Origin of the sequence: Pseudomonas sp. NPDC088429, assembly GCF_044753305.1 — a bacterium.
Classification (GTDB): Bacteria; Pseudomonadota; Gammaproteobacteria; order Pseudomonadales; family Pseudomonadaceae; genus Aquipseudomonas; species Aquipseudomonas rustica.
The window spans coordinates 56,952-73,486 of record NZ_JBIVMX010000017.1 but is presented as its reverse complement, the minus strand read 5'-3'; the positions used below and the strand labels follow the sequence as shown (position 1 = coordinate 73,486).

The 16,535-nt window shown below is 60.8% G+C and carries 14 protein-coding genes; 12 read left to right on the top strand and 2 right to left on the bottom strand.

What is annotated here, in order from left to right; translation table 11 throughout:
* The first annotated feature begins 34 nt into the window (after window positions 1-34).
* The 3 genes from ACIP66_RS11890 (at window position 35) to ACIP66_RS11880 (ending at window position 4,321) form a co-directional block, all read left to right on the top strand.
* On the top strand, window positions 35-874 hold the full coding sequence (locus tag ACIP66_RS11890) for a class I SAM-dependent methyltransferase (RefSeq protein WP_400648236.1): 840 nt from the start codon (window positions 35-37) through the stop codon (window positions 872-874).
* Between the two features lie 137 nt (window positions 875-1,011).
* Complete coding sequence (locus tag ACIP66_RS11885; protein WP_400648234.1) at window positions 1,012-2,196, top strand: DUF3142 domain-containing protein; 1,185 nt, start codon at window positions 1,012-1,014, stop codon at window positions 2,194-2,196.
* Window positions 2,183-4,321, top strand: coding sequence for a hypothetical protein (locus ACIP66_RS11880; protein ID WP_400648232.1), 2,139 nt, complete (start codon window positions 2,183-2,185; stop codon window positions 4,319-4,321). Before ACIP66_RS11885 ends, ACIP66_RS11880 begins: the two co-directional genes overlap by 14 nt.
* Here ACIP66_RS11880 and ACIP66_RS11875 read toward each other — a convergent pair.
* A complete protein-coding gene (locus ACIP66_RS11875; protein ID WP_400648229.1) occupies window positions 4,318-4,947 on the bottom strand; it encodes a LysE family translocator in 630 nt (209 codons plus the stop codon). The two genes, ACIP66_RS11880 and ACIP66_RS11875, sit on opposite strands and share 4 nt — an antisense overlap.
* A gap of 144 nt (window positions 4,948-5,091) precedes the next feature.
* On the opposite strand from ACIP66_RS11875, the gene ACIP66_RS11870 reads away from it, so the two are divergent.
* Window positions 5,092-5,565: an Lrp/AsnC family transcriptional regulator gene (locus ACIP66_RS11870; RefSeq protein WP_053125245.1), complete on the top strand. Its 474-nt coding sequence runs from the start codon at window positions 5,092-5,094 to the stop codon at window positions 5,563-5,565.
* Window positions 5,566-5,649: 84 nt separating this feature from the next.
* Here the strand turns inward: ACIP66_RS11870 and lpdA are convergent, their stop codons facing one another.
* Complete coding sequence (lpdA, locus tag ACIP66_RS11865; protein ID WP_400648226.1) at window positions 5,650-7,050, bottom strand: dihydrolipoyl dehydrogenase; 1,401 nt, start codon at window positions 7,048-7,050, stop codon at window positions 5,650-5,652.
* 211 nt (window positions 7,051-7,261) lie between these two features.
* Here lpdA and hflK (ACIP66_RS11860) point away from each other — a divergent pair, with 211 nt between their 5' ends.
* From hflK (ACIP66_RS11860) to cfaB, 8 genes are all read left to right on the top strand, one after another.
* Entirely contained in the window at window positions 7,262-9,223 is a 1,962-nt protein-coding gene (gene hflK, locus ACIP66_RS11860) for a protease modulator HflK (protein WP_400648223.1), read from the top strand.
* On the top strand, window positions 9,220-10,260 hold the full coding sequence (gene hflC / locus ACIP66_RS11855) for a protease modulator HflC (RefSeq protein ID WP_400648221.1): 1,041 nt from the start codon (window positions 9,220-9,222) through the stop codon (window positions 10,258-10,260). Before hflK (ACIP66_RS11860) ends, hflC begins: the two co-directional genes overlap by 4 nt.
* Complete coding sequence (gene hflK, locus ACIP66_RS11850) at window positions 10,257-11,306, top strand: protease modulator HflK (RefSeq protein WP_400648218.1); 1,050 nt, start codon at window positions 10,257-10,259, stop codon at window positions 11,304-11,306. The genes hflC and hflK (ACIP66_RS11850) overlap by 4 nt, the downstream gene beginning before the upstream one ends.
* Window positions 11,303-13,210, top strand: a complete 1,908-nt coding sequence (locus ACIP66_RS11845; RefSeq protein ID WP_400648216.1) for a heavy metal translocating P-type ATPase — start codon at window positions 11,303-11,305, stop codon at window positions 13,208-13,210. Before hflK (ACIP66_RS11850) ends, ACIP66_RS11845 begins: the two co-directional genes overlap by 4 nt.
* 111 nt (window positions 13,211-13,321) lie before the next feature.
* Window positions 13,322-13,573: a hypothetical protein gene (locus ACIP66_RS11840; RefSeq protein ID WP_053125233.1), complete on the top strand. Its 252-nt coding sequence runs from the start codon at window positions 13,322-13,324 to the stop codon at window positions 13,571-13,573.
* Between the two features lie 62 nt (window positions 13,574-13,635).
* Window positions 13,636-14,481 carry a DUF692 domain-containing protein gene (locus ACIP66_RS11835; protein WP_400648213.1) on the top strand — a complete coding sequence of 282 codons (846 nt, stop codon included), beginning with the start codon at window positions 13,636-13,638 and terminating at the stop codon, window positions 14,479-14,481.
* Window positions 14,472-15,257, top strand: a complete 786-nt coding sequence (locus tag ACIP66_RS11830; RefSeq protein WP_400648210.1) for a putative DNA-binding domain-containing protein — start codon at window positions 14,472-14,474, stop codon at window positions 15,255-15,257. The genes ACIP66_RS11835 and ACIP66_RS11830 overlap by 10 nt, the downstream gene beginning before the upstream one ends.
* 85 nt (window positions 15,258-15,342) lie before the next feature.
* The gene (gene cfaB, locus ACIP66_RS11825; RefSeq protein ID WP_400648207.1) at window positions 15,343-16,530 is read left to right on the top strand and encodes a C17 cyclopropane fatty acid synthase CfaB; all 1,188 of its coding nucleotides are present in this window, start codon (window positions 15,343-15,345) and stop codon (window positions 16,528-16,530) included.
* Window positions 16,531-16,535: the final 5 nt, after the last annotated feature.

Genomic DNA, 16,535 nt, shown 5'->3' with positions numbered 1-16,535 from the left:
TCGCCGATGCCAGCCGATCCTCTGGAGCGTTTTCATGCTGCAACTTTTGAAAAAATTATTGCCGACTGCACCGACTCCAGTTGCCGAGCCGCCTGCCGCTGTGATCCCCGAGAAAAAAGATTCTTACATGGTCGGCCTGCACGACGCGGTGCTCAGCGGCTGGTACACAGAAGCCACCGGCGAGCTGTTCAAAGGCTTTGTGGTGAGCCCTGACGACGTATTGCTCGACGTCGGCTGCGGTGATGGCGGCAATGTGCATTTCTGCGGCATGCGCGGGGCGAAAATCATCATCGCCGACATCGACGCGGCCAAGGTCGAAGCGACCCGTCAGCGCCTGAGCGACACGCCGGCGCGCGATATCGAATGCCATGTCACGGACTGCAATCCTTTACCGATAGCCGACGCCACGGCAACGCGGGTGGTTTCCACCGAAGTGATCGAGCATGTCGATGACCCGGCGCAATTTCTTTCTGAACTGGTACGGGTCGGCAAGCCGGGTGCCATGTACCTGCTGAGCGTGCCGCATTCAAGTTCCGAAAACCTGCAAATAGGCATCGCCGCCGATGAGTATTTCCAGAAGCCCAACCACATTCGGATCATCAGCGAAGAGCAGTTCAAGACGATGGTCAGCGATGCCGGGCTGGAGATCATCAGCCACAGCCAGCACGGGTTTTACTGGTCGGTGTGGATGCTGTTGTTCTGGGAAGCCAAGGTTGATTTGAACAACCCGGATCATCCGTTGCTCAATCACTGGGCGGATACCTGGCAGGCGTTGCTCAGCTCGCCACGTGGCGCGCAGATCAAACAGGCGCTGGACTCGGTGATTGCCAAAAGCCAGATCATCATCGCCCGTAAACCCGGAGTACCTCTGTAGGAGCTGCGGCACGCTGCGATCTTTTGATCTTGATTTTAAAAAACAGGATCAAAAGATCGCAGTCTCGTTTCACTCGACAGCTCCTACAGGGTTTTTGTGTAACCTTGCAGCCTTGTGGCGTTCGGGGGTTGGAAGGTATGCGGTTTATTGTTGGTCTGTTCTTGGGCATCTTGCTTGTGGGTTGCAAGCAGCAAGACGCGCCACCCCTCGACCAACAACTCTACATCTGGCAACGCCAATGGACGCCAGCCCATGAGTCGGCGTTGCGCGACAGCCACAATGATTTCTCGACGCTGCGCGTGTTAGCCCTGCAAGCCTTCCCCAATGCCGGGTGGAGCCGCGCGCGAATCGATGCGCCGTTGTTGAAAGCCGATGGCCGTGCGTTGATCGCGGTGATTCGTCTCGACGGGCAACTCAAGTCGCTGGATCAGGATCAAGTCACTGCACAGATTCTCCAAGTGCTCGCCGATTGGCAGGCGCAAGGCCTGACGCTGAGCGGCGTCGAGATCGATCACGACGCCGGTAATGCGCGTTTACCGGCCTACGCTGAATTCCTCAAACAGCTGCGCTCGGCATTGCCGAAAGAGATCCCGCTGAGCATCACCGCACTGCCAGCCTGGCTCGACAGCGCGCAATTGCCGACACTCCTGCAAACCGTCGACAGCAGCGTGCTGCAAGTCCACGCCGTCAGTGACCCGCGTCGGGGATTGTTCGATTCTGCTCAGGCGTTGAAATGGGCCAAGGCCTGGTCGCGAATCACCGATAAACCGTTTTATCTCGCGCTGCCGGCCTACGGTGTCGCGCTGTTGCCGGACGACGGTGGGGCGCCGCTGGTGGAAAGTGAGGTGCAGCTTGAGCGCGGTGGCGAGCGTCAGGAACTGCTCGCCGATCCGCTGCAATTGAGCCAACTCGGCAAGACCCTGCGCGAAGACCCGCCGGCGCATCTGGCCGGGTTAATCTGGTTTCGTTTGCCGCTGGCCAACGATCGCCGCGCCTGGAGTCTGACCACGTTGCGCGCGGTGGCCCGTGGCGATCAACTCGTTAGCCAGCTCGGCGTGACGTTCAGCGAAAACGATGGTCTTTACGACATCAAACTCGACAACCCCGGCAACCTCGACAGTGCCTGGCCCGCGCAAATCACCTTGAAGGCGCAAAGCTGTGAAGGTGCCGATGCGCTCGCCGGTTATGCATTGCAACAAGGCCCGGATCTGCTTACCTTCACCCGCCTGCGCGACGGCCGATTGCCGGCGGGCGGACAACGCGCCATCGGTTGGGCGCGTTGCGCACATATTGATCAAGGAGGTTCGCATGTTGACCCGTAACTGGCCCCGCCATCTGCTCTGCCTGAGCCTCTGCTTGCCATTGGGCTCGGCGCTGGCCTGCGGCCCGGACTTCCCGATGCGCCTGCTCGACAATCGCGGGCAAACCCTGGCGGATCTGCCGGAGGGCAATTTCAACTTCGAACTCAGCCGCCTCGGCAAAGCCATCGCCGGGCTGAACAACGTCACGGCGGCGACGCACAATCCCGACGACCTGTACGGCGAAGAAAACGCAGCCGCCGAGGCGCGCGATAAGGCTGAACAGCTAGGGTTGAGCGCCGAGCAGCAAACGCTGGTCAAGCAACTGCGCGGCCTGACCGATGCGCATCAGGTCGAGGTGCAGGGCGCCAGCCTGCCGGCGGAAATCCGCTTGTACGTGGCTGGCGCAGTGGCGTTTGCCACGGGCGATCATCAACTCGCCGTCGAATATTTCAACAAGCTCCTGGCGCTGCCGGCGGATCAGCGTCCCTTGCGCAGCACCTGGGCTGCGTATTCTCTCGGGCGTACGTTGTTCGCCATGAGCAGCGAAGCCGGGGATAAGGTCGTCGCGCTGGAGCGATCGCGTGATGCGTTCCGTCAGGCTCGGCAACTGAGCATCGACGGTTTCAGCGATCCGTTGGAGCTGGGTGTCGCCAGCCTCGGCGAAGAGGCGCGGGTGGTGCGCGCGGCGGGCGACTGGAACGGGGCCATCGAATTGTATGAAGCGCAGAACCTGCACGGTTCCGCCGTGGGTTACACCTCGCTCAAGCAATTGATGAATGAGTTGGCGGAATTGCCCGAGGCCGAACTGGCCGAATTGCTTCAGCACACATCGGTGCAGCAACTGGTCACGGCTTCGTTGGTCAGCCGTCAGGGCTGGTCGTTTGGCGACGAACCGCCGAACGAAAAGAAACTGGTGAAGCTGCTGCAAAACAGCACCCGTGGCAGTCTCGAAAATGCTGATCGTCTGGCAGCGATGAGTTATCAACAGGGCGATTACGCGGGCGCCAAGGCTTTCTTGGAAAATGCCGGCGACGGCGGACTCGCGTGGTGGCTGCGCGCGAAACTGGCGGTACGTGACGGCGACAAAAATGCCGCCGCCGCAGCCTATTCGAAAGCCGCGCAGGCCTTCCCGCAGAAAGAAGATTGGGGTTATCGCCGCACGCCGGACTGGGCGTACGAAAGCCTGCAGCCGAAATGCCGGGTCGAAGGCGAAAGCGCGATTCTCGCCTTGCAGCGCGGCGAATACCTGCAAGCGTTCGTGCAGTTGTATCGCAGTAACAGCGCCTATTGGTTCGATGCGGCGACCGTGGCCGAACGCGTGCTGACGGTTCAAGAGCTGAAAAAATACGTCGACGATAACGTCCCGGCACCGCCCGCACTGACTCCACAGGAGCGCGACAACTACGTGCCGCTGCCGGTCGCCGCCAGCCTGCGCAATCTGCTCGGTCGGCGCTTGCTGCGCGAAGGGCATTACGCCGAAGCGGTCGCGTATTTCGACAATCCCTACCTGCAAAACAAGGCGCGGCTCTACGGTGAGCAACGCTTGAAAGCCGATTCCGCGTGGTGGCCGACTAAACGCGCGAGTGCGCTGTACAACGCCGCGTGGACAGCGCGCGAGTGGGGCATGGACATCCTCGGTTACGAGATGGCCCCGGATTACGCCACGTTCGGCGGTAACTTCAGCCTGGAATCCACCGAGCTGACAGTCGGCCCGCTGGTCAGCGAAGCCGAAGTGCAGCGCCAGAAGGCCAGCGAAGCGAAACCGGATCAGCGCTATCACTACCGTTTCGTCGCCACCGAATTGGCCAGCCGCGCCGCCGACAACCTGCCGCACACCAGCCAGGCGTTTGCTGCCGTGCTGTGCAACGCGGCGGGTTGGAACAGCAGCCTCGAAGAGCAGAGCGCGCTGTATCAGCGTTACATCAAGGAAGGCCCGTACGTGTTGTGGGCGGTGGATTTCGGCAATCAGTGCCCGTACCCGGATTTCGAAAACGCCGACAAGCGTTACGTCACCCAGGTCACGGACTCCGTACGCGCGACGCTGCGACCATACAAGTGGCCGGTGCAGGTTGGCGCGATTGTCTTGGTCACGGCCGCCGCGTTGCTGTTGATCAGCCGTCGTCAGCGCAAGGCCCGCAAAGGCTAAGCCTGCTGGACGAAGGTCAGGCGCACGGCGAAACCGATCAACAGGCTGCCGAACAACCATTGCTGCACGCGTTGCGCCGTTGGACTGTGTTGCAGCCAACGGCCCAGCGCGGCGCCGGTCAGCGCATAGGCGCTGTCGAACAGCAGACCGACGCCGACCAGCAGCGCACCGAGCAGGGCGAACTGGCTCAGCACTGGCGCGCCGTCGGCGACGATGAATTGCGGCAACAGCACTGAGCAGAACAACAGGGCTTTGGGGTTGAGCAGGTTGGTCAGCAAACCTCGGCGGATCGCTGCGCGCCATTGGCCGTGGCTATCGGCAGTTTCACCTGTCGTCAGGTTCGGCAGCAGTGTGCTGCGCAGGCATTGAATGCCGATCCACAGCAGATACGCCGCACCGGCGAGCCGCACCACTTCGAACGCCCACGGCGCTGCTTTGAATAGCGCCGCCAGCCCCAACGCCGCCAATGCCACATGACAACCTCGAGCAATCGCCAGGCCTATCGCCGTGGCCAATGCGGCGCCGCGGCCCTGACGCGCGCCGGTTTGCAGGAGCAGGATCATGTCTGGGCCGGGCAGCAGAAAAACCACCGCCAATGCCAGGAAAAACAGCCAGAGACTCGCCACGTTTTAGTCCTTTCGTTGTCGATTCGGTAGCGCCAGTCTAGGACTAAAGGGCGGGGCAGGTGCTTGCGTAGTCGGCTTCAAAAGCTTCTGCAATTGGCATAACCTGCTAGCTTTATGCGCGATAACTATCGGGATCTGCCAAACATGAAACTGGATGCCTTCGACCGCAAAATCCTCGCCGCCCTGCAACGGGACGGGCGCCTGAGCAACGTCGAGCTGGCGGATGAAATCGGCTTGTCGGCATCGCCGTGTTTGCGCCGGGTGCGCATGCTGGAAGAGGCGGGGGTGATTCGCGGCTATCAGGCCAATCTTGATCGCGATGAAGTCGGGCTGGGGCTGACGGTGTTTGTCGGGGTCAAGGTCGAACGCCACAACGACGAACAGGCCGAGGCGTTTTATGCGGCGGTGACGGCGCTGCCGGAGGTGATATCGGCGTTTCTGGTGTCGGGGGAATCGGATTTTTTGCTGCAAGTGGTGGTGCCGGATCTGCGCGCGTATGACCGCTTTCTCAGCGGCTGCCTGTTGAAGTTGCCGGGGGTGAGTGACATCCGCAGCAACTTTGCGATTCACACGGTGAAGACACCGGGGGCTTTGCCTTTGGGACATCTTCCGGCCTGACAAGCAAAGATCGCAGCCTCCGGCAGCTCCTACAGGGGACGCATCTCATGTAGGAGCTGCCGAAGGCTGCGATCTTTTGATCTTCTACATCTGCGTCGCCATCCCCTCAACATTCATCGCCGCCTGGCGCAACGCTTCCGAGCGTGTCGGATGCGGATGACAGGTCAAGGCAATGTCCTCCGCCGAGGCACTGAATTCCATCGCTACACAAAATTCGCCAATCATCTCACTCACGCTCGGCCCCACAAGATGCACGCCGAGCACTTCATCCGTGCGTTCATCGGCGAGGACTTTGGCAAAGCCCTCGGTCTCATGGTTGATCTTCGCCCGGCTGTTGGCGGTGAACGGAAACTTGCCGACCTTGTAGGCGCGACCCTCAGCCTTGAGCTGCTCTTCGGTCTGGCCGACGCTGGCCAGTTCCGGCTTGGTGTAGATCACGTTGGGGATCAGGTCGTAATTCACCTCGCCAGCCTTGCCGTGGATCTGCTCGACGCAGGCCATCGCTTCATCCTCAGCCTTGTGCGCGAGCATCGGCCCGGACGTCACGTCGCCAATCACCCAGACGCCAGCCGCTTCGGTGCGATGCTGTTTATTGGCGAGCATGCCGCGCTTGTCGGTGCTCAGACCGACGTTTTCCAGGCCCAGGCCTTGGGTGTACGGACGACGACCAATCGCCACCAGCACGTAATCGGCTTCGAGCAGTTCCGCCGTGCCGCCCGCCGCCGGCTCAACGCTGAGCTGCACGCCGTTCTCCGACGTCGTCGCGCTGGTGACTTTCGAACTCAACTTGAAGGCGATGCCCTGTTTGCTCAGCGAGCGTTGCAGGGTTTTGCCGGCTTCGGCATCAACACCGGGGCAGATGCGGTCGAGGTATTCGACCACGGTCACCTGCGCGCCGAGTCGCCGCCACACCGAACCCAATTCCAGACCGATCACGCCGGCCCCGATGACCACCAGATGCTTGGGCACTTCGCTCAGCGACAACGCGCCCGTGGAATCGAGGATGCGCTTGTTGTCGATCTCGACGCCGGGCAGGGGAGTGGGCTCGGAGCCGGTGGCGATGATGATGTCCTTGGCAGTCAGCTCGACTTTGCTGCCCTGATCGTCAGTCACCGTGACCTTGCCCGGCCCGTCGATGTGGCCCCAGCCCTTGATCCAGTCGACCTTGTTCTTGCGAAAGAGAAACTCGATGCCTTTGGTCAAGGCGGTCACGCTTTCGTCTTTCTGTTTCATCATTTGCGCGAGGTTCAGCGTCGGTTTGACTTCGATGCCGAGGTTGGCGAATTCCGCACCCATCGCCGCGTCGTACAGCTCCGAGGCGTGCAACAGGGCTTTGGACGGCATGCAACCGACGTTCAGGCAGGTGCCGCCGAGGGTCGCCCGACCTTCGACGCAAGCGGCCTTGAGGCCCAACTGGCCGGCGCGGATCGCCGCGTTATAACCACCGGGGCCGCCGCCCAGAATCACTACGTCATAGTTGCTCATGCGCTTGCTCCTGATGAATGGATGCGGATCGCTAAAAGTAGCTGTCGATAAAAATTACGAACGTAATATGTGCGTTTCCAGACATTTCGGTCAAGGCTTCAGGCAAGCGACAGGTTGAGCATCTTTGAATACGGGTAATTGTGTACGAATATTTCACGCTTTTCGTTATATCGTAACGATATGAACCGTGAGCCAATGATTTTGGGGTGATATGCAAGTTGATCTGGAGGTGGATGGCACGCAAGTGACCGGACTGCCGCGTTTTCAGCAGGCGGCCATGCAGGGCAGACGACTGCGGCGTTGGGCGTTGGGCCTTGGCGGATTGGCCGGGGCGGGCTGGGTGTCGGCGTTTTTCGTCGGGTTGTTTGCGCCGCAGTCATTGTGGCTGCCGCTGCTGGTCAATCAGAGCGCGGCGTTGCTGGTGCTGGTCGCCGGGCTGCAATCGGCGTGGTGGGTGACGCAATGGCGCGCGCGGGTGATCAATCCTGTTGTGCTGACGCCGACTGCCGACGATGAAGCGATTGCGCCAGAAGGTTGGTACGAGCGCCTGCTGGATCGCCTCAGTCAGCGCGGTTTGCATGTGCTTGGCCAGATCGGTGCAGCGACGCTGTGGTTGGGCGGTTGGGCGTTGCTGGTGGCGCTGAGCATCGAACAGGTGTGGAACCTGACGTTGCCCGCCGCTGCCGTTGGAGTGTCCGCCTCCGTCGGTGCGGCGTTGGCGCTGCTGCTGGCGTTCGGCTTGCTGGTGCTGGAGCGGCAACTCGCTCAGGAAAATCCAGCGCAATGGCCAGAAGCAGGAGCGCTGGCGCAACTGACGCGCGTGGCGATCATCAGTCTGGTGCTCGGCGCGCTGTGTTTATTGTTCGCTGGCGAGAACGCGGTTTGGCCGGTTCGCGTGGCGGTACTCATCGGCATCTTGCCGGGATTGGTCGCGATCGAGCTGCTATTGCGCGCGGTACTCTCGGTCTTCAGCCCACGCCGCGAACAGCTCGAACCGACGCTACTGGCGCGCAGTTTCGTCGCCGACATGCTGCGTTGGCCACCGCAACCGTTGCTCGCGTTGCAGCATGAATTGCACAACCGTTTTGGCATCGACTTGCGTCAGATCTGGGCGTTCAGTTACATGCGCCGAGCGTTTCTGCCGGTGCTGGCGCTGGTCGCAGCGGTGGGTTGGTTGCTCACCGGCATCCACGAAATCCCGCTGCAGGGCCGAGGCATTTATGAGCGTTTCGGCAAACCGGTGCAGGTGTTTGGCCCCGGTTTGCACACAGGTTTGCCGTGGCCGTTGGGTCGCGTGTTGATCGTCGAAAACGGCGTGGTGCATGAACTCGCTACCAGCGTCGGCGAGAACCCGGCACCGCCACAAGTCGATCCTGCTGAAGGCCCGGCACCGATGACGGCCAACCGTTTGTGGGACGCCAGTCACGTCAACGACAAGTCGCAAGTGATCGCCAGCAGCCGCGGCGATCAGCAGAGCTTTCAGATCGTCAACATGGACGTGCGCTTCGTCTATCGCATCGGCCTGACGGATCAGGCGGCGCTGGCCGCGACGTACAACAGCGCTGATGTGCCAACGCTGATCCGCAGCACCGCCAGCCGGATTCTGGTGCACGACTTTGCTTCGCGTACGCTCGACGGTTTGCTCGGTGAAGACCGGGTTGGGCTGGGCGAGGAGATCGGTCGCGCGGTGCAAAGTGATCTGCAACAACTCAACAGTGGCGTCGAGATTCTCGCCACAGTGGTTGAAGCCATTCACCCGCCGGCCGGTGCCGCCAATGCTTATCACGCGGTGCAAGCGGCGCAGATCGGTGCGCAGGCGTTGATCTCCCGCGAGCGTGGCGCAGCGGCCGAAGCGAGTAATCAGGCGCAATTGCAGGCCAGCCTCGCTCGCGATCAGGCCAGTGCCAATGCACGCGAAACCAGTGCCACGGCGCAGGCGGCGGATCTGAAATTCAGCGCCGAACAAAAAGCCTACGCCAGTGCCGGTCAGGCCTTTGTGCTGGAGCAATACCTCGCGCAGCTCAGCCAAGGCCTGAGCAAAGCCAAATTGCTGGTACTCGATCATCGCCTCGGTGGCAGCAGCAATGCGCCGACCATCGACCTGCGTACCTTCACGCTGCCGGCTGACCCGACGCCCGCGCGCACCATCGCTCAACCAGGAGTCGCCCATTGAGCCAGTCGCACACGCACGAACCGCATGATCACAGCGGCCACGATCACGGCCACGGCGGACATCACCATCATCACGGGCATCATCACCACGGTGCGCCGGAAGAGGCGGGGCCTTTCCCGTGGCGGCGCATGGGCTGGGCGGTGTTGCTGGTGGCGTTCGCTATCGCGGCGGCAAGCCTGGTGCAAGTGCGCTCCGGTGAAGCCACGGTCATTACCCGCTTCGGCAATCCAGCGCGAGTACTGCTCGATCCAGGTTTGAGCTGGCGCTGGCCGGCGCCATTCGAAGCGGCGATTCCGGTGGATCTACGTCTGCGCACTACCTCCAGCGGCTTGCAGGATGTCGGCACCCGCGATGGTTTGCGCATCATCGTTCAGGCCTACGTGGCGTGGCAGGTGCAGGGCGATCCAAGCAACGTGCAGCGCTTCATGCGCGCAGTGCAAAACCAGCCCGATGAAGCGGCGCGGCAGATTCGCACCTTCGTTGGCTCGGCGCTGGAAACCACTGCGAGCAGTTTCGATCTGGCGAATCTGGTCAACACCGATGCCAGCCAAGTGCACATCGCTGACTTCGAAGCGCAGTTGCGTCAGCAGATTGATCAGCAATTGCTCGCGACCTATGGCGTGCGTGTCGTGCAAGTCGGCATCGAGCGTTTGACCTTGCCGTCGGTGACGCTGACTGCCACGGTCGATCGCATGCGCGCCGAGCGTGAAACCATTGCCACCGAACGTACGGCGATCGGCAAACGCGAAGCGGCGCAAATCCGTTCCGCTGCCGAACGCGATGCGCGAATTGTGCAAGCTGACGCCACCGTGAAAGCCGCAGAAATCGAAGCGCAATCTCGCGTCGAAGCCGCGCAGATTTACGGCCGTGCCTACGCCAGTTCGCCGCAGCTGTATAACTTGCTGCGCTCGCTGGACACCCTCGGCACCATTGTCACGCCAGACACCAAGCTAATTCTGCGCACCGACGCCGCGCCATTCCGCGTACTGGTCGATGGCCCGCCGACACTCGACAGCAAATCCGGATCGCAGCCATGAGTGAAGAAGTTCCACGTGGAACACATTCGCTAAACAGCCCGTGGATTCAGGCCGGTCGTTTGGCATTTTTTGCCCTGTATGCGGTAACGGTGTTAGCCGCATTGGCGTGGGCATTCTCCAACGTGCGGCAGATCGACCCGCAGAATCGCGCCTTGGTTTTGCATTTTGGCGCACTGGATCGCGTACAGAACGCCGGTCTGTTGTTGGCCTGGCCGCAGCCATTCGAACATGTGATTTTGTTGCCCGCAGCGGATCGAGTCATCGAACGCCGAGTGGAAAACCTGTTGCGCAGCGATGAGGCGCTGAAGGCTGATCGTGTCGCTTCGTTCGCCACACCGCTGAGCGATGCGCTGGCGGGGTCTGGTTATTTATTGACCGGTGATGCCGGCGTGGTGCAACTGGATGTGCGGGTGTTCTACAAAGTCACCGACCCTTACGACTTCGTCTTGCAGGCCGATCATGTGCTGCCGGCGCTGGATCGATTGGTCACCCGCAGCGCCGTCGCACTGACGGCCGCGCGCGATCTCGACACTATTCTTGTCGCTCGTCCTGAGTTGATCGGCGCTGACAATCAAGCCGCCGAACGCCGTGAAAGGCTGCGCGGTGATCTGGTGCAAGGCATCAACAAACGCCTCGCCGAGTTGAAGGCGAGCGGGCAGGGCATCGGTATCGAAGTGGCACGGGTTGATGTGCAATCGAGTCTGCCTGACCCTGCCGTAAGTGCGTTCAACGCCGTGCTGACTGCCAGTCAGCAAGCCGATAAAGCCGTGGCCAACGCGCGCACTGACGCCGAGAAACTCACCCAGACCGCCAACGAACAAGCCGACCGCACGCTGCAAGTAGCTCACGCGCAGGCCGGTGAACGCCTGGCCAAGGCCTCGGCCGACACCGCCACGGTGTCGAGTCTGGCCAGCAGCGCCGACCCGCAAATGCTCTTGCGCCTGTACCGCGAGCGCATGCCGAAGATTCTCGGCCAGGCCGGATCGGTGACCACGGTCGATCCGAAAGACGATTCCCGCCTGATCATTCAGGGAGCCATTAAATGACTGCGACGACCGCCGCCCCGAGCCTGTTGTCCTCGGCCGAACAACGCCGCGCCGCTCGGCAACTGACCCTCGCGATGCTTGCGCTGGGCTTGCTGGGTCTCGGTTTGATCTGGCGTTGGCTGGTGCCGGAGCAAACCGGTGTCAGTCAGTTGCTGCTTGGTTTTGCTTCTTTATTAGTCGCCGTGCCGGTGATGCGTTCGGCGTGGTACAGCCTGCGTTATCCAAGCCTGCACGGCATCACCGATCAACTGATTGCCTTGGCCATGCTCGGCGCGTGGGCGACTGGCGATCTGCTCACGGCGGCGTTGCTGCCGATCATCATGATCTTCGGCCACGTGCTGGAGGAGCGCAGTGTCATCGGTTCGCAGGAAGCGATCCATGCGCTTGGCCAACTGACGCGCAGTCACGCGCGCAAGGTTCAGGCTGATGGTTCGATCCTCGAAGTGGACAACGGCACGCTGAAATCTGGCGACACTGTTGAGGTGCGCGCCGGTGATCGGGTGCCGGCGGATGGTCGGGTTTTGTCCGGTCAGGCCAGTCTCGATACCGCTTCGATTACTGGCGAGTCAGTGCCGGTCGAGGCGGCTGTCGGCATGACGGTGTTCGGCGGCGCGATCAACCTTGATGGGCTGCTGCGTATTGAAGTGACTCGCACCGGCGATGAATCGACCCTCGGCAAAGTCATCGCCCTGATGCAAAACGCCGAGCGTTCGAAACCACCGATCACTCGTTTGCTCGAGCGTTATGCCGGCAGTTACATGGTGCTGGTGTTGTTGCTGGCGGCGGTGACTTGGTTCGTCACCAACGATGCGCAGGCGATGCTCGCGGTGTTGGTGGCGGCGTGTCCGTGCGCGTTGGTGTTGTCTGCGCCGGCGACGGCAATTGCCGGTGTCGCGGTGGCGGCGCGTCACGGAATTCTGATCCGCAGTTCGGCGTTTCTTGAAGAACTGGCTGACCTGACCTCGCTGGTTGTCGACAAGACCGGCACGCTGACTTACGGCACGTTGCGTTTGCAGTCGATCGACAGTTCCCACGCAGACAGCTCCGCGATTACCGCACTGGCTGCCAGCCTCGGAGCGGCGAGCAGTCATCCGGTGAGTCGAGCGTTGGCGGGGTTGGTCAGTCAGGAACAGTCGGTGGCCCTGAGTGAGATACACGAGCGTCAGGGTCTTGGTGTGGTTGCCATGACGGAGCAGGGCGAGGCGGCGCTGGGGCGACCGGAGTTGTTCGCGCAATTGGGCATCATTACTACGACCGTTCCCGAGCACGACGGCCCGATTGCCGGGTTGTCCTTGAACGGTGAATTTCTCGCGTGGTTGTTGCTGGCCGACAGCGTCAAACCGGAGGCGCGTTTTGCCCTCAGCGAGTTGCGCGAATTGGGCTTGGGTCGGCAACTGTTGCTGACCGGTGATCGGCAGAGTGTCGCTCAGACTTTGGCGCGTGATGTTGGTTTGCAAGAGGTTCAAGCCCAAGCCTTACCCGAGGACAAACTCAATCGTGTGCTCAAGGAAATCGACAACGGTTTCCGGCCGATGGTGGTGGGTGACGGCATCAACGATTCGCTGGCACTCAAGGCCGGCGTGGTCGGTGTGGCGATGGGCGCGGGCGGTGCGGATATCGCGTTGGCCTCGGCTGACATCGTGCTGATCGGCAGCGATTTGCGCCGGCTCGGAACCTGTGTACGCCTCAGTCGCCAGTGTCGCCGAACCTTGCAAGTCAACGTGGTCATCGGTCTGGGCTGGACGCTGGCCATCGTTGTGTTCGCCGCATTCGGTTGGTTGGGTGCCGCCGGGGCGATGATCGCGGCGCTGTTGCATAACCTCAGTACGCTGCTGGTGTTGGGTAATGCCGGGCGCTTGCTGCGCTTTCAGGAACCACTGCTCAAGCTCAAGGAAGAGATCTGAAATTAATTTTGCTCGTGTTGTAACGCCATCCGGGTCGCTCTCTCTAGTGCTATGTCGAGACTGAACAAACCGTTCAGCCGACATCCCTGACGATGACTGAGGACTACAACAATGACTATCAAGACTGCTGCTGCTGGTGCCGCTCTCGCTTTTGCCGCTGCTACGATGTTTGCCGGTGTTTCGACTACCGCTACGGCTGCTGATGCCAACGTTCACTGCTACGGCGTCAATGCCTGCAAAGGCCAGAACGACTGCAAGACCAAAGATCACGCCTGCAAAGGTCTGGGCACCTGCAAAGGCATGGGCTTCAAGGCCATGACTCAAGCGGCTTGCGAAAAAGCAGGTGGCAAGGTCGGCGAATAACTGACCGCAAGTGCCGCCGCAGTGGTTCACGCCACTGCGGCCACTTTTAGCAGGAGTCCGACATGTCAGCTTCGCTTCCTTTCCTGGGTTACGGCCTCGGTTTACGCAGCGCTTATTATCAGCAGATCCTCGAACAGTCGCCGGACGTCGACTGGTTTGAAGTGGTCTCCGAAAATTTCATGGTGCAGGGCGGCAAGGCTCTGTACTACCTGGACGCCATCGCCGAGCGCTATCCACTGGTGATGCATGGTGTGTCCTTGTCCATCGGTGGGCCGCATGCCCTCGATCCGGACTATCTGAAACAACTCAAGCAACTGGCCGAACGGGTCAAACCGGCATGGATCTCCGATCACCTGTGCTGGAGCCGTGGCAACGCCCATCAGTTGCACGATTTGCTGCCGCTGCCCTATACCGCAGAAAGCTTGGAATACATCGCCGGCCGTGTGGCGCAGGTTCAGGATGTCTTGCAGCGGCCGCTGGTGCTGGAGAACGTCTCCAGCTATGTGCGCGCCGCGTTGGACGAGTTCAGCGAATGGGAATTTCTCGCGGCCCTGAGCCGGGAGAGTGGCTGCGAGTTGTTGCTCGACGTTAATAATGTCTACGTCAGTTCGCGCAATCACGGCTTCGATCCGTGGGCGTTCATTCAAGGTTTGCCGGCAGAAAAAGTGCGCCAACTGCATCTGGCCGGGCACAACGACTACGGTGATTACGTCATCGACACCCACGACCATCCGGTGAGTGATCCGGTCTGGGCGCTGTATCAACGCACGCTGGAACACATCGGCCCGGTGGCGACCTTGCTGGAACGCGATGATCATTTCCCGCCGTTCGAAGAACTGCTCGCCGAGCTGCACAAGGCCCGCGAGTTGGGTGACACGGTTCTGGCCGGGAGACAGCAATGCGCTTGAAGGAATGGCAACTGGCGTTCGAAGCGTTTCTGCTGGATGCCGCGCCGGCCGATCGCGCCTTGGCCGACAGCCTGATCGGCGGGCCGACGCTCGACGTCGGTACTGGCCTGGCGATTTATCACAACGCTTACGCGGCGCGTTTGCTGGAAGTGCTGACCCACGATTTCCCGGCTATTCATTATTGGATGGGCGATGAAGAATTCGATCTGCTCGCCACCGCGTACATTCGCCACTATCCGTCGGCGCATTACAGTCTGCGTTGGCTGGGTAAAGGTTTTGAAGCGTTTATCCGAGAGCATCTGGTGCCTGAGCAAAGTGCGCCGCTGGCGGAACTGGCCGCGCTGGAATGGGCGTTCACCCTGGCCTTCGATTCCCCGGCCGGCGCGCCGCTGACGATTAATACGATGGCGGCACTGGCGCCGGAAGAGTGGCCGACCTTGCAGTTCAAACCGACGCCTTCGCTGCAATGGCTGGTGTGTGAATTCAACAGCGTCGCGATTTGGCGCTCGGTAAAGGATGAAGCGGATTTCCCGCACAGCGTGGCACTCGAAACACCCCAGGTCTGCGTGATCTGGCGTCACGACTTGGTCTGTAATTATCGCAGTCTGGACCGCGCTGAAGCGAATGCGCTGAATGGGTTGTTGAACGAAGGCTGGAGTTTCTCCGAACTGTGCGACGCGTCAGCAGTCATCTATGGTGAGGGCGCGCCGCTGCAAGCTGTTACGTGGTTGAAACAGTGGGTTCAGGATGGCTTGCTGGAGCGTCTGCAACGATAGTTTTGGCTAATTAAATCGATAGCCTGCTATTTTTCAAGGATGGTCTACCCTCAGATCTGACGGTCTGAAACAAGGGGGATTTTCCATGCTCGCGCAACTTCCACCGGCCTTACAGAATCTGCAGCTACCGCTTCGCTTGCGACTCTGGGACGGCCATGAGTTCAATCTGGGGCCGGCGCCCAGCGTCACCATCGTGGTCAAGGACCCGCAGATGGTCACCCAGTTCACCCATCCCAGCCTCGATGCGCTCGGAGCGGCATTCGTTGAAGGCAAGCTCGAACTGGAGGGCTCGATCAGCGAGGTCATCCGGGTCTGCGACGAATTGAGTAACGCGTTGCTCGGTGACGATGACGACAATCAGCCGGTGCGGTCCTTGCACGACAAGGAAACCGACGCCAAAGCCATTTCCTACCACTACGACCTGTCCAACGCGTTCTATCAGCTCTGGCTGGACAGCGACATGGCGTATTCCTGCGCGTATTTCGAAACGGGTAGCGAAACCCTGGAGCAGGCGCAGCAAGCCAAATTCCGCCATTTATGCCGCAAGTTGCGTTTGCAGCCGGGCGAATACCTGTTGGATGTCGGTTGCGGTTGGGGTGGGCTGGCACGTTTTGCTGCACGCGAATTCGGCGCGAAAGTCTTCGGCATCACCTTGAGCAAAGAACAACTGGAACTGGCGCGCGAGCGAGTAAAAGCCGAGGGCCTCGAAGACCAGGTCGAACTGCAACTGCTCGACTATCGCGACCTGCCGCAGGATGGCCGTTTCGATAAGGTGGTCAGCGTCGGCATGTTCGAGCACGTTGGCCACGCCAATCTCGCCGAGTACTGCAAAACCCTGTTCGGCGCGGTGAAGGAGGGCGGTCTGGTGATGAACCACGGCATCACCGCCAAACACACGGATGGCCGTCCGGTGGGACGCGGCGCCGGCGACTTTATCGAGAAATACGTATTCCCCAACGGCGAGCTGCCGCACCTGTCGATGATCTCGGCGGAGATCAGCGAAGCGGGGCTAGAGATTGTCGACGTCGAAAGCTTGCGCCTGCATTACGCGCGCACACTGGATCACTGGAGCGAACGGCTCGAGGACAATCTCGAAGCTGCGGGCAAACTGGTGCCGGATCAGGCGCTGCGCATCTGGCGTTTGTACCTGGCCGGCTGTGCTTACGCCTTCGCGCGCGGCTGGATCAATCTGCACCAGATCCTCGCGGTGAAAGCACATCCGGATGGCAGCCACGAACTGCCATGGACACGCGACGACATCTATAACCCCTAAACCTT